Annotated in this window: 16 protein-coding genes; 5 read left to right on the forward strand and 11 right to left on the reverse strand. The window is 49.4% G+C overall.

Translation table 11 applies throughout. The features are described from left to right. Positions 1 to 17 precede the first annotated feature (17 nt). The 6 genes from NT073_RS16460 to NT073_RS16485 all read right to left on the reverse strand — a co-directional run bounded on the left by NT073_RS16460 (position 18) and on the right by NT073_RS16485 (position 6,098). Complete coding sequence (locus NT073_RS16460) at positions 18 to 1,385, reverse strand: HupE/UreJ family protein (protein ID WP_297375524.1); 1,368 nt, start codon at positions 1,383 to 1,385, stop codon at positions 18 to 20. A 23-nt stretch (positions 1,386 to 1,408) separates the two neighbouring features. Then, positions 1,409 to 2,554 carry a DUF3500 domain-containing protein gene (locus tag NT073_RS16465; protein WP_297375526.1) on the reverse strand — a complete coding sequence of 382 codons (1,146 nt, stop codon included), beginning with the start codon at positions 2,552 to 2,554 and terminating at the stop codon, positions 1,409 to 1,411. A gap of 342 nt (positions 2,555 to 2,896) precedes the next feature. Further along, on the reverse strand, positions 2,897 to 3,595 hold the full coding sequence (locus NT073_RS16470) for a LytTR family DNA-binding domain-containing protein (protein WP_297375527.1): 699 nt from the start codon (positions 3,593 to 3,595) through the stop codon (positions 2,897 to 2,899). Then, complete coding sequence (locus NT073_RS16475) at positions 3,595 to 4,782, reverse strand: histidine kinase (RefSeq protein WP_297375530.1); 1,188 nt, start codon at positions 4,780 to 4,782, stop codon at positions 3,595 to 3,597. The genes NT073_RS16470 and NT073_RS16475 overlap by 1 nt, the downstream gene beginning before the upstream one ends. Positions 4,783 to 4,980: 198 nt before the next feature. Beyond that, positions 4,981 to 5,625 carry an NAD(P)-dependent oxidoreductase gene (locus NT073_RS16480; protein WP_297375532.1) on the reverse strand — a complete coding sequence of 215 codons (645 nt, stop codon included), beginning with the start codon at positions 5,623 to 5,625 and terminating at the stop codon, positions 4,981 to 4,983. Between the two features lie 65 nt (positions 5,626 to 5,690). Then, entirely contained in the window at positions 5,691 to 6,098 is a 408-nt protein-coding gene (locus tag NT073_RS16485) for an Rrf2 family transcriptional regulator (RefSeq protein ID WP_297375534.1), read from the reverse strand. Between the two features lie 112 nt (positions 6,099 to 6,210). Here NT073_RS16485 and NT073_RS16490 point away from each other — a divergent pair, with 112 nt between their 5' ends. Continuing rightward, positions 6,211 to 6,627 (forward strand): DUF2809 domain-containing protein, encoded by a 417-nt coding sequence (locus NT073_RS16490; RefSeq protein WP_297375536.1) that lies wholly within the window; start codon positions 6,211 to 6,213, stop codon positions 6,625 to 6,627. A gap of 94 nt (positions 6,628 to 6,721) precedes the next feature. On the opposite strand, the gene NT073_RS16495 is transcribed toward NT073_RS16490, so the two are convergent. Continuing rightward, positions 6,722 to 8,320 (reverse strand): carbon-nitrogen hydrolase family protein, encoded by a 1,599-nt coding sequence (locus NT073_RS16495; RefSeq protein WP_297375538.1) that lies wholly within the window; start codon positions 8,318 to 8,320, stop codon positions 6,722 to 6,724. Positions 8,321 to 8,437: 117 nt separating this feature from the next. Then, positions 8,438 to 9,469, reverse strand: coding sequence for a GntG family PLP-dependent aldolase (locus NT073_RS16500; protein ID WP_297375540.1), 1,032 nt, complete (start codon positions 9,467 to 9,469; stop codon positions 8,438 to 8,440). 364 nt (positions 9,470 to 9,833) lie between these two features. Here NT073_RS16500 and NT073_RS16505 point away from each other — a divergent pair, with 364 nt between their 5' ends. From NT073_RS16505 to NT073_RS16515, 3 genes are all read left to right on the forward strand, one after another. Then, entirely contained in the window at positions 9,834 to 10,802 is a 969-nt protein-coding gene (locus tag NT073_RS16505) for an OmpA family protein (protein ID WP_297375541.1), read from the forward strand. A 79-nt stretch (positions 10,803 to 10,881) separates the two neighbouring features. Continuing rightward, a complete protein-coding gene (locus NT073_RS16510; RefSeq protein WP_297375543.1) occupies positions 10,882 to 11,373 on the forward strand; it encodes a hypothetical protein in 492 nt (163 codons plus the stop codon). 157 nt (positions 11,374 to 11,530) lie between these two features. Continuing rightward, positions 11,531 to 12,184 (forward strand): hypothetical protein, encoded by a 654-nt coding sequence (locus NT073_RS16515; RefSeq protein WP_366107401.1) that lies wholly within the window; start codon positions 11,531 to 11,533, stop codon positions 12,182 to 12,184. 73 nt (positions 12,185 to 12,257) lie between these two features. Here NT073_RS16515 and NT073_RS16520 read toward each other — a convergent pair whose 3' ends face one another. From NT073_RS16520 to NT073_RS16530, 3 genes are all read right to left on the reverse strand, one after another. Next, positions 12,258 to 12,983 carry an endonuclease III gene (locus tag NT073_RS16520; RefSeq protein ID WP_297375547.1) on the reverse strand — a complete coding sequence of 242 codons (726 nt, stop codon included), beginning with the start codon at positions 12,981 to 12,983 and terminating at the stop codon, positions 12,258 to 12,260. A 224-nt stretch (positions 12,984 to 13,207) separates the two neighbouring features. After that, on the reverse strand, positions 13,208 to 13,603 hold the full coding sequence (locus NT073_RS16525) for a LytTR family DNA-binding domain-containing protein (protein WP_297375550.1): 396 nt from the start codon (positions 13,601 to 13,603) through the stop codon (positions 13,208 to 13,210). Positions 13,604 to 13,829: 226 nt separating this feature from the next. Further along, the gene (locus tag NT073_RS16530; RefSeq protein WP_297375552.1) at positions 13,830 to 17,861 is read right to left on the reverse strand and encodes an ATP-binding protein; all 4,032 of its coding nucleotides are present in this window, start codon (positions 17,859 to 17,861) and stop codon (positions 13,830 to 13,832) included. A 157-nt stretch (positions 17,862 to 18,018) separates the two neighbouring features. On the opposite strand from NT073_RS16530, the gene NT073_RS16535 reads away from it, so the two are divergent. Further along, positions 18,019 to 18,474, forward strand: a complete 456-nt coding sequence (locus tag NT073_RS16535; protein WP_297375555.1) for a hypothetical protein — start codon at positions 18,019 to 18,021, stop codon at positions 18,472 to 18,474. Positions 18,475 to 18,528 lie beyond the last annotated feature (54 nt).

Below are 18,528 nucleotides of genomic sequence, written 5' to 3' on the forward strand. Positions count from 1 at the left end.
GATAATTTCCTGTGCTTTCATAACCCGGGAGAATCAATCAGGGGCCTGTTGCGCCAGGTGAGGTAAAGCGATAACACCACCAAGCCAATAAGGCCATAGGCTGCGTAACCGACAATTTCTTCAATCCCTGTGGTCAGGCTGTTGCGCTGGCCGGATACGCGCTCAGCTATCCAGGCGAGGGCAGCAATACCCGACAGGAATGCCCCCGTCAGCCGGACAATCGCGTAAGAAGGGGTGCGGCTCAGCAGTAGCAGCCAGGGAATTACCAGCAAAATGATAAAGAGCTGCATTAGTTCGATCCCCAGATTAAAGCCCAGAATACTTAGTGCCATAGGGCCCGCGTCCAGCTGTAGATTTATCAGCACGCTGGCAAACGCCAGTCCGTGAATAAGGCCGAAACCGGCGGCAACCCAGGCTTCACGACCTGCAAAAATGGGTCGTACCGCATGAATGGCGGATACCAGGATCGACAGGGCAATCAGAATTTCGACCGGCTGCGTTGGTAAATCAGCCCATTCGGGATACCGGGCTGCCAGCGATCCCAGCAATAGCGTTAGGGAATGCCCGGCGGTAAAGGCCGTGACAATCACTAGCAACCGTTTCGAACTGTACCGAACGCCCCCAAATCGCCCCCAACGCTGCCCGGCCCGGAGCAAGGGAGCCGGCAACAGTAATACCAGTAAAAAAAGTAAATGATCTGTGCCTTCTGCAATGTGCTGCGTGCCCAGTTTAACCATAGCTATAAAGCCGGTCCATTGGCCTCCAGATGCCAGGTTGACGGGCAAGGGCAGAATGCGGTTGTTGACGATATCGAGGCTAATGGTGCCGACCTGCATTGGTTCGGCTTCGGCCAGTTGCCCTCGTTCCCAGTCCTGACGTACCGACACCAGAATGGTATGGGTCATTACCTGATGCAACACCACATCGTAATAGAACCTGAACTGCCGTACATCGTTGCCCGCCGGAGGAACCATCTGTACCTGCGCGGTCAATTCACGGTACACCCCGTTAATGGGGTTCTGGCTTTCATGAACGCTCATTGGCCCAACCGATACAGTCCAGAAACGCCCGTCCGGGCTTTGTGGGCGAATGTGTGCTTCAAGATAGGCCCGTAGCTGAGGACCGAGCCGCGCCACTAATCCGACCGATGAATCGTTTACGGCATGACCCCAGGCCGATTGCAGCTCGAAAAGCGGGATTTGCAACTCGGCATCAATGCGGTGAGGGTGGACGTTAAGCTGCACTACCGAGTTCGGCATGGGGTGAGCAGTAGCATGTTCGGGCTGCCCTGAGGCTAACAGCAGACTAACTAATAGCAACAGCCATCCCGATAGACGGCTGTTGCTATTAGTTGGCTGATTGCTTAGAAAAGACGTTCCGTTCATTTCTTTGTAGTTAGAGCAAGCCCCTAATTACCGCCATAATCGGCCGTATGGTCGCGCCAGACGGAGTGGGAGTGGGGCGTATTCCGGATGATGATCCCGCCCTGATACGAAAATTCGATCCAGATACTTGGTCCGTCAATACGGACATAATCGCCTTGTGAACTCATGGCCGTCGTACCCGAAAAAGCGACATAGGTGTTGGCTAGTTCTGTCGTGTATTTGGTTAGTACGGCAGCGGCAAGGCTCGCATCGAGATCATTCACGTAGAGCTTGATGGCATTCAGCACCAGTGCCTGCTTGTCGCTGCTTAGGCTGCCTACCTGTAAACCCGATTTGGTAGCCGGGAATTTACCATCCTGCCCCGGCCCGAGTACCAGATCGTTGTACGTACCCGACAGTTTGGCCGTCGCCTGCTCGGTTGTACTCAGGCCCGTCAGCAGATTGGCAAAGGCCACCCGTTCCTGTTCGAAGGCCGCGTAGGTTCGGTTGCCAGCCGTCACGGCCGCCTGGGGCTCGGTACCCCGGAAAGAAGGCGTAACGCCCGTACTTACTCCGCCATTAAAGGTGAAAGGCTGGGTATAGTGGTGGCCAGTGAACAAAATTGCCCACAGACTGGAAGCACTTGGTGTGCCCAAAAACGAGATGTAATAGTTACCCGCTCCATAGGTAGAGCCGCCACCGATTGTGTTCAGGTAATCATCAGCAACCAGGTTCCCGATCATCTCATCGTACCCTTCGTTCGTTGTGTTCAGCGCCAGTACGGCGACCATCAGATTACGGAAAGCTGCCAGCTGTGCGTCGCTGAGTGAACCCAGGTTGATCCCATTCCGAGCCGACATACCGGCGGGCAGGTTGGACCATTTCTGAGCATTGGCTTTAGAGTAGGTCAGTTGCAGGGTCGACTGCTGGGTACTGCTCAGGGTCGATTTGAAGGCTTCGGCCAGGCAGACAATTTGCGCAACGCCCGTTGATGCACAACTCGTTGTGGTAGCCGTGGCCGATAGGGTCGTTGTGATCGAGCTGGAGTTATTCGTTGTGGAGCCTGTCGTCGAGCCCGTTGTGGAGCCCGTTGAACTGCTGGTGTCAACATCCGTTGATTTGCAGGATGTGAAAAAACTGCCAACTCCCAGGAGTAAGAGCAGAATGGCTGTTCGATTGTTCTTATTCATAAGGTCATACTATAGGCTGAGTAGGTTCTACTCAGCATCTGAGCGTTTACTTGGACAATACCTGGAATGGTTAATCGACGTTGCAAAACCGATGACGTGTTGGGGTAAAGAACTAAAAAGTTGTGGCGAATGAGCTGTTTACCTTGTGACATCGACCTGTCTGCAACTTACTTACAGGACAAAGGTGGCGTGTACAAATCGTAGCGTGGAAAAAGAGTGGTCAACCCCGCTCATTCGGGGGTAATTAGCCTGCACTTGTGGTGAATCAGGAATAATATGTGGCTAAATGAGGCAGTTAACTAGTTAGTTGACCTGATAAAAAGTTATTCGTACCTGGCAATCTTATTTCATGAAAAGGCTAAAAAACTCCTTTTCGTAGCTGCTGCCGATTGGAATTTCCTCGTCTCCTATCAAAATCAGTTTGCTGCGAATCGACTGGATCTTGTCGAAGGCAACGATAAATGACCGGTGAACGCGGATGAATTTTCCGGCCGGTAACTCGTCAAGCATTGCTTTTAACGTAAGTCGCAAAACAACCGGGGGCGCTTCCCGTAAATGGATTTTCAGGTAGTTATCCAGTCCTTCAATGAAAATAATGTCGGCAACAGTAACCTTTACCAGGCCATAATCAGCCCGGAAAAAGAGCTGTTTGGGTTCGGCTGTTTCCGGATTATCCGTTTTATGACGATTGTGCCACCTGCTGTGGGCACGCTGCACTGCTTTGTCAAAGCGGTCGAAGGTATAAGGTTTAAGCAGGTAGTCGACAGCCTCTACCTCATAGCTCTCCAGCGCATATTCACTATAAGCGGTCGTGAAGATAACGAGGGTTTGCCGGGGAATGGATTTGGAAAAGTCAAGCCCCGATTCTTTGGGCATGTTGATGTCTAGAAAGATCAAATCAACAGGGTTCGTTTCCAGATACAAACGAGCTTCTCCAGTGCGGGTGAACGTTTTAACGAGGTCAACAGAATCGATGCGGCTGCAGAAGGCGTCAATGATATCCAGGGCCGGACGTTCGTCGTCGAGTGCAATGGCTTTCATCAGGATAAAGTAAGGCTAAGGTTGACACGAAAGTTGGTCTCGTTATTGTCGATGGTTAGCTGATGGGCTTCCGGATACAGGAGTCGTAATCGTTCTCCAGCGTTTTTTAGGCCCATACCCGTTGAATTTTCGAACTGATTGATGGCCACTTTTTTGTTGGCTACGTACAGATGCAGGCTGGTATCTTCTATACGTAAATGAATATCGATCGGCGATTCTTCGTCGGGGCTGACCCCGTATTTAAATGCGTTTTCAATGAATGAGAATAGTAGCAGCGGGGCAATTTCCAGTTGCTGCGCGTTGCCCTCCAACTGGTAGTCGATCTGAACGGCATCGCGCAGCCGGGCTTTCTGGAGGTCAATGTAGTTAGCAATATAACTTAGCTCCTTGGCAAGCGCTACTTTATCCCGGTGGGCATCGCGAATGATGTAACGCATGAACTCCGAGAGCTTGACGATCGCATCGGCGGTTTGTTCATCCTGACGAATGGCCAGCGCATAAATGCTGTTAAGGGTATTAAATAGAAAATGCGGTTGTATCTGCGCTTTGAGTTGGCGAAGTTCAGCCTGTAACTGGTCATTCTCAATCTGATGAAGTCGGCTGGCGGTCAGAAGGGAGATGGAAATGAGGGTACTAACACTGCCCAGCAGGAAAAAGGTAGCCAGTTTTACCGGAAGCAGCAGCGTGAACGGTGGAACGTGGTGGCCGTCGTGTCCTGTATCGAAGGGATGGTTTGTTAGTGACTGAGGTTTATTAAATGACTCGAAAGTATGTCTGTGATCGCCGAAACGGGATTGGCGCGACAAACCCGCGGGCTTTGGCAGCATCATCTCCTCCACAAAGAGTTGGCGGGCCCAGGCCAGTGGCGTATTTTCAGCTGGTATTTTGAAGTAGACCCATTGCTCGATGCGATAGGGAAGATAGACCGCGGCCAGTATGCAACTCACGGCGATAAGTACGTATTGCCGGTAGCGTTTGGTCAGAAACCAACGGGGTACAAATACCGTGTGATTCAGATAAGAGAACAGAACCAGAAAGCTATAGGCCAGTCCATTCTGAACCAGGTGTTCGTGGGGTCGCAGCGGAGACCAGCTTACGCCCGCATATACGCAGTAGATCAGCGGTAAAATTGCCAGCGCGAGGCCGATCAATACATGGGTGCTATGGGCTCGTAACCAGATGGCCATTCAGTTCTTGGGGTGAATTACGCAAATGTATGTCCCCCGTCTGGCGTTCGGGAATAATTGTGGTTAATGGGTCGAAAAAAGGGGTATATACTCAGTCAGATCGGTTGTATTTTCGTGTATACAGGTACGTTTCGATACAGCAACACGTCCGAAAGGGGGCAGCTTGTCCCCTTTCGGACGTGTTGTTATCGGGGAAAATCAATAGCCAACCGTGAACCTTTTCTGAATAAACTGCGGCTGCTCCAGTTCGTTGATAATGGCTACTGCAAGATCAGTGACCGAAATAGTATTCTCACCTTTTTCATCGAAAACGGGTTGGTCGGTGCCCAAACGAAATGTGCCGGTCCGTTCGCCAGGTGCCAGATTGATGGCCGGGCTCAGGAATGTCCAGTCGAGGGTTGTATTTTTCCGTAAGCGGGTAAGGTAATCACGGGCGGCCGTAGCACCCGGCTTATAGGCTGCCGGAAACTGGGGCGTATCGACCAGCTGAACCCCCGGCGCCACTTCCAGACTCCCTGCGCCACCAACCACTAGGAGCCGATTAACCCCAGACTGCTCAGTACCCGTTTCAATCGCTTCGCATCCCTTCAGGAAATCATCGTACAAATTGGGATTTGTCCAGCCCGCGTTAAATGCGTTGACAACGGCATCATGCCCTGCTATCAGTTGAGCAACGGCAGTGGCATCATATACGTCACCCTGCTGAACTCTAAGGTTTTCATGACGAACGGTGATTTTCTCAGGGTGGCGAACAATGGCTGTCACGCTATGACCACGGGTCAGGGCTTCGTCCAGAACGGCAGAACCAACAAAGCCGGAGGCTCCAATTAAGGCAAGTTTCATACTAATGATTGGTTAGTTAACGTGTATAATGTAATTTAAAATGTTACAGTTTTGGTAAAAAAAAATCAATTAAATCGATGGCTGAAATCTTCCAGTGTTGTATCGCCTAACTTATGGAGAAGGGCTTCTTCGGCTTCCTGATATAACCCATTCAGGTGTTGGGTGATCTGCTTACCAACCGGGCAGTTGGGATTTGGGTTATTGCGGGATGTACCGAGAAAAGCACCCTGACGTGTTGCCAGAAAAATATCCGATACCCGAATTTGAGCCGCTGATTTAGCCAGCATACTTCCTCCGTTTTTTCCCTCCCGGCTTATCAGCAGTCCTTTATTACGAAGGTTGATTAGCTCCTTACGCACCAGCACCGGATTGATGTTTATACTTCCAGCCAAAAAGTCGGACGACAGCCATTCGCCGTTGGCTTGGGCCAGCAACGTTAAAATGTGCATCGATATGGCGAATCGTCCGTTCATTAATGTAATTTATATTGTTACAGTTTTGGCGTGAGAATAATTCCTATTTCACCCAAATTAGTTAGATTAACTCCTAATTCGTCCGAATAAAGCTACTTATAACCTGACCACTGTGCCGCCTGTCAATCGAAATCGACTCGTTTATGGATTGCTTATGCTTTTTACCCTGCTTATGGGGTTGGCATCCAGACACTTTTTCGGCGAAGTGCCGTTTGTGAAAAGCTACGTTGGGGATGCCTTGTGGGCACTAATGGTATATTTTGGCGTTGCTTTTCTGTTCAGTACATGGTCAATAAAAGTGCTGGCACTTGCAACAATTATATTTTCGTTTGGCATTGAAATCAGCCAGATATATCACGCTCCCTGGATCGACAACATTCGGGCTTCCCGCCTGGGTGGGCTGGTGCTGGGGTTTACCTTCGTATGGAGCGACTTTCTTTGCTATTGCGTGGGCGTGCTGGCAGGGGTAGCGCTGGAGAATTATGTACTCCTAAAGCGTTTTAGCGTTGACCAAAAAACGGGTTATTAGTTATTCGTTAGGTCTGGTTATCAAGTTATTAGTCATCAGTTATGTACTAACCAATAACTTGATAACCAGACCTAACGAATAACAGGAAGACAGTCTAGTCCGACACTACAATGATCGGAGCAACTTGTTCCGGGTCGTTATCGGGGGAGGCTTTTTTCTGCTTCAGGGCTTTCTTAGCCGCTTTTTTGAGGGTCACATCATATAAATCCGTCCGGCGATCTTTTAAAACCTGGACCGATCCATGTTCGTGCAACTCTTTTAATAAGCTCAAATCCACATCGGCAATAAGTACCATTTCGGTATTGGTAGTGGCTTCGGCTTTGACGGCGTTGGTCGGGAACTGAAAGTCGGACGGGGTAAAAACGGCCGATTGTGCGTAGTTAATGTCCATATTCTGAACACGTGGCAGGTTGCCCACACAACCCGAAATGGCAACATAGCATTCGTTCTCAATGGCTCGCGCCTGGGCGCAGTGCCGAACGCGCGAGTAGCCATTCTGGGTATCGGTCAGGAAGGGAACGAACAGGATTTGCATCCCCTGTTGGGCAAGAATCCGTCCTAGCTCCGGAAATTCGACGTCATAACAGATCAGCATGCCAATTTTACCGCAGTCCGTATCGAAAGCCCGGATCTCGTAACCACCCACCATACCATAGTGTTTGACTTCGTTGGGTGTGATGTGAATCTTGCGGTATTCTTCGAACGAGCCGTCGCGTCGGCAGAGGTAGGCTACATTGTAAAGTTTGCCATCCGTATCGACGAGGGGCATGCTGCCACCCACAATGTTGACATTATAGGAAATGGCGAATTCGCAGAGTTTTTCGCGAACAGCTTCCGTAAAGTCGGCAAGCTTTCGAATGGCAACCGGTTCCGGCAGATCGTTGAAGTCGGCCATCAGGGGCGTGTTGAAAAACTCGGGCAACACCATAAAATCGGCCCGGTAATCACTGACGGCATTAGCGAAGAACTCAACCTGTTCCAGAAACGCATTCAGATTTTTGAATAAACGCATCTGCCATTGAATGACACCCAACCGGATTATCGAATCCGTATGCGGCTTTTTATCTTTCTCGGCAACGTAATAAATGTTGATCCACTCCAGCAGTGTCGCGTATTCCTTCGATTCGGAATCGCCGGGCAGATAACCGCGAAGCACCTTCCGAACGTGAAAATCGTTCGACAACTGAAACGTGAGCGTTGGGTCATATATCTCCTTCTGCTTCACCTTGGCGATGTACTCACGCGGGCTCAGTTCATCGGCGTATTTATTGTAATTGGGAATACGTCCTCCGGCAAGAATTCCTTTTAGATTCAAGTGCTCACAAAGCTCTTTACGGGCGTCGTACAGCCGTCGGCCAAGACGAAGGTCGCGGTAATCGGGGTGAACGAATACTTCAATACCATACATATAATCCCCTTCTTCTGAGTGGGTTTTAAAGGTATAGCCTCCCGTAATTTCATAGTAGGTATGAGTATCCCCAAACTTGGCATAATTCACCCGAATAGCCAGCGCAATAGCTACTACTCTTCCATCGACCTCTACACAAAACTGCCCCTCCGGAAAGATGTTGAGGAGTTTGGTGATTGAGCTTTTGGACCAGTAATCGCCACCAATTCCGCTGTAAACCTCAATCATAACCTCTTTCAGGTCATGGTAGTCTTCTTTCTGTAATGTTCTGGTTTGAATATGCATAGTTTGTCAGGACCGGGATTTTAGCAAGATTAAAAAGATTAGTCAAGATTGATCCCTAAACAATGAACTGGAATTTTATCATAATATCTTTTTAAGCCAGTAATATTGATTAATCCTTCAACTCTTGCTAAGATTCCGGTTAATAATTGTTTCCATCTCCACCAGCATCTCGTCGGTAAAATCAAGGTGGGTTACGAACCGCACAAGATGTTTGCCAAAAGCGACGCTGCGGATGCCTTTTGTTTCTAAGGTTTTAACGTAATCCGCTGCCAGGATGGTTTCGGGTAATTTGAAAATGACAATATTGGTTTCGATTGGCAGAATATCCTCCACCTCGGGCAGGCGTTCGAGTATGGCTCCAATTTTACGGGCACGGGAATGGTCCACTTTTAGCCGGTCGATATGGTGGTCGAGGGCGTAGATGCCCGCAGCAGCCAGAAATCCGGCCTGCCGCCATCCGCCACCCATCAGTTTACGGAAGCGCCGTGCCTGCTGAATAAAACTGGCTTTGCCAAGCAGCAGCGACCCTACCGGGCACCCGAGCCCCTTCGAGAGACAGATACTGATCGAATCGAACAACTGGCCGTAGGCACCCGTAGGCTCGCCGGTTTCCACCAGGGCGTTGAACAGTCGTGCGCCGTCGAGGTGAAGAATAAGACCATGTTCATCGCATACTTTACGAATAGCGGCAATTTCGGGAACGGTATAGTAGCAGCCACCGCCTTTGTTGATCGTATTCTCAAGCACAACCAGTCTCGACAAAGGCTTGTGTGAATCGGTCGGATTATGGATGTAATCCCGGATAAGTGCCGGGGTGAGTTTACCCCGTTCGCCGTGGGCCAGACTCACCGAAGCCAGCGCGTTTACCGAAATTCCCCCGCCTTCATATTGATAGACATGAGACAAATAATCGCAGATAACATCATCGCCGGGGCGTGTATGCGTACGAATGGCCAACTGATTGGTCATGGTACCCGACGCACAGAACAGAGAAGCTTCCATACCGAACAGAGAAGCTGCCTGTGTTTCGAGCGCAATGACCGTTGGGTCGTCGCCAAGGACATCGTCGCCAAGCTGGGCTGAAAACATAGCCTCGCGCATGGCGGGCGTGGGTTGTGTAACGGTATCGCTACGCAGATCAATAATCATTTATCGAAGGTCAGGCTGTTTAAAACAGCAAGTTAAGGACATACGACGCTACTTTGAGGAGCGCCGGAGAGTTTTTAAATACTGGTTATTAGTTGTTAAGTTATTAGTCACTGGTCAACAGTCTGTTAATGAGCTGGCAACGAACGGTCCAATACTATACAACCTAATAACCAGTACCGTTTACCAGTCTACTTTTAACTATACAAAGGAATTCGGGAGTGGATACAGGATAAAAATGTGCCCAATAGGGGGCATAATCTTGCTTTTGCATGACTTACATTTATTTTTGGGTAACCTTTTTCCACCATAGCTGTCTCATTCTGTACAATAAATACTGGATTAGTACTAACCTACACCCCTAATTATGCTCACAAACAAAACTCCTTGGATTATCCTGCTACTGCTATGGATGATCGGTTCGACCTGGTGGCATGTGTGTATAATTAAGCAGCTGTGTGGCAATGTAACTCAACCGGTTATCGCCCCAACCGACATCTCCTTCGATAGTACATCAGCCGGTGTCGGCGGGTACTCTATAGTCGATGGGGACCTCTTTCGGCTGGATTTACCAGGTAATTTCAGCTTTGCCAGATCAGGTGCCAACGCAAACATGAATACCCTGGGTGGATCGCTCGAAACAATGCTTGCGTACCTAAAAGCCAACCCTGGCCGAAGGCTCGAAATTGTGGGCTACTACTCGTCGGCTGAAGCAAATACAACTCCGTTTCCAAATCTGGGCCTGGCTCGGGCAGAGGGCATCCGGCAATACCTTGTTCAGCAGGGGATACCAACTGCTTCACTTACGACGAAAGGGATTGAAAAAGACCTGTCGTTTCGGATAGATCAGGGCGACTCACTATACGGAGGTATTGATTTTTCCTTTAGCGGAGCTGAGCCAGTCATGTCAACAGACACCGCTACCGCACCGGCTGTCTCTAAACTAACGGAGCCAACCACGGAAAAAGCATTGGCCGAGGCCGAAAAATTCTCCTCAGTCTTCAAGCCAATCGACCTTTACTTCCCCCTGGCACAGACAAACTACATCCAAACGGGTGAAACGGTAAAGTTTTTTGAAGAGGCTGCCAGATATCTGTCGGCACATAAAGATAAAAAACTCGTTCTGACCGGGCATACCGATAGCTCAGGCCCCGATGCGGTGAACATGCAGTTATCCAGAGATCGGGCTAATGACGTTAAGAACAAATTGCGTAAAACGGATATTGAGGCCAGTCAGATAGATGTTCGGGCTAAAGGCGAAACCGAACCCAAAGCAGATAACAGCACCATATCAGGCCGAAAGGCCAACCGACGCGTTACTGTAGTCGTTGAATAAAAAGTACAAACGTTTTCGTTTTTGGCGTTCTTGGGCAGCACCCGAGTGCCTTAACCCCCAACTGTAAACTTATATAACTATGTTTGACATGAATCCCCTCAACCTACCCGATGCCCAGTTACAGCAGTTGATTATGCTGGTCGTGGCGGCTGTGTTAGGCTTTATTATAGGATATGTTTCCCGACGAAGTACCATTAAAGAACTCGAAGGAATTCTCGTTACAACAGAACGCGATCTTGACGACTGCTACCGACAAACGCCAGTTGTCGCCGATACGGACGATGAGGAGGCTATTGTGCTGAATCGTATCCGGTCTCGTTCAAGCGAAGTAAACTTCGGCCGGATTGGAATGGCATCTGCCATCGATGCGGATAACCTTAAAGTTATCGTCGGAATAGGGCCTTATCTGGAAAAAAAACTAAATGCAATTGGCATTTATACATTCCGGCAGATTGCCAATTTCGCACCCGAAGATATTGAGCAGGTAAACGACATCATCGAGTTTTTTCCCGGCCGTATCGAACGTGATAACTGGGTTGGGCAAGCCGCTGACCTGGTAAACAAGAAATAAATGTCTAACCTCCGGCAGTTGGGGTAAAGCGTACTGGAGTCTGGTAGCCCGACTATCTGCCGATGAGTTAATAAACCCCTTAAACAGAAATCCCGTTATGTTTGGATTAGATCCCTTTAGCCAACCGGTGGCTACCATAGAAATAGTACTACTTCTCATGCTTGCTGCCTTTATTGGCTGGCTCGTAGGCCGAATGGTACTTTCAGGTCGGGTTAAAGCATTACGTTCGTCAATAGCCGAAAGTCGGGCAGAACTGGAACGGTGTCAGCAAGCGAAACTAACGGGCAACCCGAGTGCACCGGCTATGCCCGAGCCCCTGTTGGAAACACAGCCTGCCTTTGTTCATGCCGACCCATTATTGCCGGCTTTATCGAACGACTCCACGCCGGAATTAATCGATGCCGACTCGACGGAGTCAACGGTTAGCTCATCAGCCAATGTGCTAATCCCGCAAATGCCGTCTGTTGTTCCGCCCCTTATACCAGCCATTGATGTAAGGCCCGATAACTCGGAAGCTGCCGTTTTGTCGCGAATTGCCGCCCGTGCCGGGGAAGTCAATTTCGATCGAATTGGCCGGGCCACAGCAACCGAAGCGGATGACCTAAAAGATATTGTAGGCATAGGACCCTTCCTGGAGCGAAAGCTTCATAGTTTAGGCATTTACACCTTTAGGCAGGTAGCCAATTTCACCAAAGAAGACACCGACAAAGTGAATGAACTGATCGAGTTTTTTCCGGGTCGTATCGAACGTGATGACTGGGTTAAGCAGGCGAAGGCGTTCTACGAACGCAAGAGCGGCCCTGCCAGTTAATTCATGACAACTAAAGATGCCCTTCCACTGTAGCAACTGGCAGGGCATCTTTAGTTGTCAGCTGTTCCATTTCTTACTTCGCCGGTTTTTTTCGGATGGGCGTACTGCTTAGCACAGGAGTACCGCCGGATTGATAATAGTCGCACATAGTCTGTAAAACGCACTCGCTGCATTTGGGAAAGTACCATGTGCAGATCCGTTGGCCATGCCAGTAGAAATGCTTGTGGAAGTTAAACAGCACTAGTGCATCCAGCGGAAGGTACGACAGCAGAATGGTGTGGGCTTTTTCGGCAGACACCTTCGGTCCGATCAGGCCAAGCCGTTGGGTAACCCGGTGAACATGGGTATCAACGGGCAAAACCGGTTTCTGAAATTTAAAGAGCAACAGAATCGTCGCCGTTTTCATACCAATACCCGGAAGGTTAGTGAGCCAGATCATCGCATCTTCGGTGGATAACTCTCCTAAAAAATCAATGTTCGCCTGTCCGGTTTCCCGGAAAAGGTGGGTAAGCAGGTTCTGAATGTAAGGGGCTTTGATTTCAGGGTAGTTTGCCGACCGGATCGCATCGATCAGGTCGGGCAGAGGAGCATCCCGTACCTGCTCCCAGTTGGGAAATCGCTCCCGCATGGTTCGATACGCCATCACTTCATTGGCGTGCGTTGTTCGGTGCGAGAGGATAGTTCCAATTAACTCATGCATTGGGTCACTATAACCCCGAATGGGCTGAACCCCATAGTGCTCATTCAACCGCTGGTGCGCATCGAGCGTTTTGTGAGCCAGATTGGAACTGGATTGCATAAAAGGGCAGAAGCCAGGCGTTATAGTGCCCTTGACTGATCAACCCCGGCGGGATTAAAATGTTTTTTTGTTGACGGGAAGCAAAGTGTCTGGCGTGTAACAATCAACAGTTGCCTGGTGAATTCCCAACGAATAATAGCCGACTCCAGAGTAGAGAATCGGCTATTGATGCGCCTGCATGCGTTCTCGATCCTAACCCTGACGAGCGAATTAAGATGTTGTCTTCAATTTAATTGTGGTCTGTTGTTTGCTAACTGCCGACGGACTAAACTCCAGCGACGACGTGAAACCGGCAGAACTTCACCCGTTGTCAGGTGAACCAGACCTCCTGTGTCTGTACGTTCTAGCCGTTCCACGAAGTGCCGGTTAACAACACAGTTACGGTGGAGACGGATAAATAACTCAGTAGGTAATTGGGGGGAATAATATTTAAGCGTACGGGGCATAAGCATCCGTTTGCCGTCTGCCCAGTTTAGCCAGCTATAATTAGCAACAGCCTGGAGGTATACGAGGTCAGAAACTGCAAAGAACTGACGTCCTGTTTCCCGTAGATAAAGTTTAAGTGGAGGCCACTCGGTGGGGGCAACTCGATTGGAAAAAGAAAAAGTGGATATGGACATACGTGAGAATATTACTTGTCAGAAACCTTATTTGTAAGTAACTGATGCAATACTAAAGCCAATCCAATCCTAAGCCTTGCTCATTCGTAACACGTCCTATAAAATTTGTAACATCATATATGAAAGTTTGCTTTTGCGTTCATTAAAGGTCCAGTAAAACACTATAGCCTATAATATTTACCGATTACGACCCGCAAAGGGGTATAACCACTGTCGATCCGGTCCACTATTTTGACATCTCCTGCCGGTGTTGTTCAACATACTCGGAAGGGGTAAGCTGGTGGTGTTCCTTGAAAACTTTGGAGAAATAGGCGGGGGTATCGAAGCCAACCCGATCTGCAACTTCAGATACCGAGGCTCCTGTCATTAACAACTCAGCTGCTCGTTTTAGGCGTACGGCTCTGATCAGTTCGTTCGGGCTTAAACCGGTCATGGCTTTAATTTTCCGGTTCAGGTGCATGCGGCTCATGCCAATGGCAGCTGCCAGCGGTTCGACCCCAAATGTCGAGTCGTCGAGGTGGGATTCCAGGAGGGCATACACGCGATTCATGAAATCATCTTCCGGTGCCTGGCTGGCGAGTGGTAAGTATCCCTCCCGTAATAACTGGCTTCGGAAATAGTGACGAGCCTGCTGCTGCTGAGCCAGCCGGTTTCGAATACGGGCACGTAATTCGTTTACCTGAAACGGCTTGGATAGGTAATCATCAGCCCCCGCATTGAGGCCTTCGAGCCGACTTTCAGCCGACACTTTCGCCGTTAGCAGCAGTATTGGGATATGACTCGTAATGGGGTTGCTTTTTAATTGTCGGCATAGTTCATACCCATTGAGTTCGGGCATAAGCACGTCGCTGATGATTAAGTCCGGGCCGTTCATAATGGCGGCTTCCAAACCTGCCTTTCCGTTGTTCACGCGCAATACCCGCCACTCGGTACTGAGCGTGGTAAGAATGAAACTGGCAATATCGTCGTCATCTTCTGCCAAGAGTATATACGGCATTTTATCCTCCTGGCCGTTTTGCTGAGCCGACGTGCGATGCTTGCTGGAGGCTGAGCCAACGTTATTGCCTTGGCCGTCGGTGACCAGATCAGCGCGAGCCTGACGACAGGGCAGTTCGACCGTAAAGGTGGTTCCCGAATACAGATCGCTCTCGACCGTAATGGTACCCTTCATCAACTCGACCAGTTCCTTAACGAGTGCCAGACCAATGCCTGAACCGCCCACAGACTGTTCCGTCATCGGATCGGCCTGATAGAAGCGGTTGAAAATATGCGGTAACTGATGTTTCGGGATCCCAGTTCCGGTATTCTGCACCACCAGTTTAATCAGATCAACGGGGGCCGATGAAGCCGTTAGGTTGGTTGATGACACGGCTGTTTCCACGTTTATCGATCCGTGCTCATCCGTAAATTTCAATGCATTCATCAACAGGTTCGTTAAAATTTTCTCGACCTTATCCGAATCGAACCAGTAGTAAGGTTGATTGAAATGATGCGTTTGTACTAACTGAATATGCTTGCGCTGTACCTCATCCGTAAACACCAGAACGGTACGGGTAATGAACTCCTGCAAATCGGCGGGGGCTGGTGACAGGGTGAGGTTCCCGGCATCGAGTTTAGCCAGATCGAGTAACTCGTTAATCAGGCGCAGGAGCCGGTTCGCGTTTCGGTAGATAAGCGAAAGGCGGTTATGATAGGGAGAATTGGTCGATTCGTTCAAAACCTGCTCAAGCGGGGTCAGAATTAACGTAAGCGGTGTGCGAAATTCGTGGGTTATGTTCGCAAAGAAACGCGATTTTACTTCATCAAGGTGTTTTAACTGGATAGACTCCCGCTCCCGTAATTCGATAAGACTTCTCATCCGGATTCGATTGATCCGTACCCGTACAAAAAGGATAATGGCCCCGGTAAGTAGTAGCGCGTAGGCGGTGTAGGCCCACCAGGTGGCCCAGAGCGGGGGACTGATTACAATGCGTAATGAATGTACATGCGGACTCCAGATACTCGACGTATTAGATGCATTGACAATTAGTGTGTACGTATTGGGCGGAAGACTCGTGTACGTCGCTGTTGCCTGGTTACCGCTATAGACCCAGTCTTTATCCAACCCGACCAGCTTATACCGGTATTGATTTTTATGACTTTGGTTAAACTCAAGGGCTGAAAAGTCGATGGAAAGGAAGTTCTGCAAGTGGTTTAATGTAAGCTCTGTCACTGCGTTTATATCCTGTTGAATCGGAGAGCCGGGGGTTGTAGCATTTACCGGCTGGTTATTGATACGCAGGGCAGTAAGGGCAACCACCGGTTTTATGGGATCTTCACTAACCCGGCGCGGATTAAAGGTAGTATAGCCGCCGGTACCCCCAAAAATCAACCGTCCGTCGGGTAAGGCAACATCATGAAATTGCTCAAATTCTTCGCCCGGTAGCCCGTCGTCGGCCATGTAGTTACGGGCTTCCATTGTTCGGGTATCAAATCGGCACAAACCCCGATTGGTGCTAAGCCACAAATGACCGTTACCGTCTGCCCGTATCGCATAAATGATGTTGCTCGACATGGCCTTTCCAACCGGGAATCGCTGGATTTTACCCGTCAGTTTATCGAGTCGACATAAGCCCTCACCAAACGTGCCAATCCAGAGGTAACTGTATTGAATCGGGTCTTGTGCGAGGCATAAGAGTGCATCGCCTGGTAAGTTTCGTTCCGTAGTTCCACCACTATGCCATTGAATAAGTCGTTTTATGGATAGGTCGGCACGTAGCAGACCATGATTTTTTGTAGCCAGATAAACCCGGCCCCCATCAACAACCATCGCCATAATCGAGTAAGGATGGTTTTTGGGAAGGGGTAAGGGAAAAGCCGTAAACGTCTCCTTATCGGGGTTGTGCCGGACCACAGCCTGGTTATGCGGACCCAAAAGGCCCCACAGTTCACCTTGTGCACCCACCGAAAGAGCCGTAAACTGAAGTTGTCCGTTTTGCAGCCAGCGCGATTCGATACCCGTCGGTTGAACCGGCGAGAAGGTTTGCCGTTCTGGACTGTAACGGTAGGGAGCTATCTCCGGGCTGGTGATCCACAAGTTTTTTTGACGGTCGAACTGATACCGCATACTGGCAGATGATTGTTGACGTATCACCGCCGGAACCGCATTGAGGGGTACGCTAAACTGTTGAGTAAGCCAGTCCGTCTGAAAGTTCTGGGTGTAGGGCCACGTCTGAAATGGACGTTTGTTGAGATCGTATTTGATCACACCATCGCCATTCAGACCTATCCAGAGCACATTCGTTCGGTCGACTAGTAAAGAAAGGGCAGAAGACCGGCTAAGAGTGGCAGGTTGATTGAGCAGTGTGTTAAGCCCGTTTCGCGTACCGGCTTCATCCAGTAGAGGAACTAACCCGGCCCGGTCCGTAAATCGGTTTTGATTAATATAATCAATGCCTCGATAATCTTTTGCAAAGAGCGGTATCGCCGTCGGCGGGCCCGGTATGGCTATTACCTGCCGTATCTGCCCGGTAGAAGGATTGAAAATGGCAAAGCGGCCCGGAAACCCAAGCAGTAATTCGCCCGTTGACCGTTCATGGAGTGCGAAAACTTCATTTTGAGGTAACCCCTGTACTGTATGATAACCGACAAATTGCCCTGAGACCGGATTGAACCGGAACAATCCGTCGTCGGCTGCCAGCCACAGTTGATTATGCCGATCGAGAAGCAGCGCATGGAGCGTCCGTTGACTGGTGTCGCCCCGTATAATCCAGTGACGATTCGAAACGGTACCGTTTGCATTGAGCCGAAAAAAGCCGTTTGTTTGCGTGGCTACCCACACATTACCCGCATGATCTGGCTGAATACCGATTACCTGATCGCGGCCTAAGGCCCGCCGGAAGGCGGGTGAGTTGGACACCCGTCTGGTCTGTTCGGTTACGGGGTCAAAGCAATCGACGTTGTTATTTTCCGTGCGAACCCAAAGTTTTTCCTGACGGTCATCTTTGATCTCGTAAATACTGCTAAATGACAATGACCTGGCTCGTTGAGGGTCGTGCGTATATACACGAAAATGAATGCCATCATATCGGCACAGACCATCGCGGGTAGCCAGCCAGATGAAGCCTTGTTTGTCCTGAATTAATGATTTGACGAATCCCTGGGGTAAACCGTTGCGAACCGTCAGGTATTCCGGCTCGGAGGACGCCCACAACGGCACGGGTAAACTAAACAGTCCAAACAGTATCCAGGAAAATGCCCAATGGGTAAGCCAGTGCATAATTGATATTAAGAGTTGCCCAATTCAGGCTGGATTAACTAGGTATTAAGGTCTGTTTAATCCATTGAGCCGATATTTTTAACTTTAAGGTAATAAGTTTTTGTTGAAAGTAAATAAATGAGGCCTTTTTCATTCATTTTTTACCCTAAATCTTCTTATGCGGATTCGCCTTTGTACGCCGGTTAAACAACCACTTAGTGCCGTTTGGGCCGGGTTTGACCGTTCACTTTTTAATCAGCTCAGTCCACCATTTCCCCCTGTTGATGTAATTCGGTTTGATGGCTGTTTGCCGGGAGATGTTGTTCACTTGAGACTAAATTTCCTGCTGTTCCGTCAAGATTGGATCAGCGATATTATTGATCAGCAGACGGGTGAAGACGAGATTTTCTTTGTTGATCATGGGGTTAAGCTGCCTTTTTTTCTATCGTACTGGCAACATCGGCACCGGTTATGCCGGTTGCCCCAGCCGGGGACGAATCAAACGCTCGTGATTGACGATATTACATTTAAAACAGGTTTTTTGCTAACGGACTACTTGTTTTACCCATTACTCTGGCTCCAGTTTGTGTACCGAAAACCCATTTACAAACGGGTGTTCCGTACACGTACCTAGTGCACAAATTATAGGTAATCCACTGATTAAGGCGCATACTAAGGAGGATGTGCC

This window comes from Spirosoma sp. (assembly GCF_026391055.1).
In the GTDB taxonomy this organism is placed as follows: Bacteria; Bacteroidota; Bacteroidia; order Cytophagales; family Spirosomataceae; genus Spirosoma.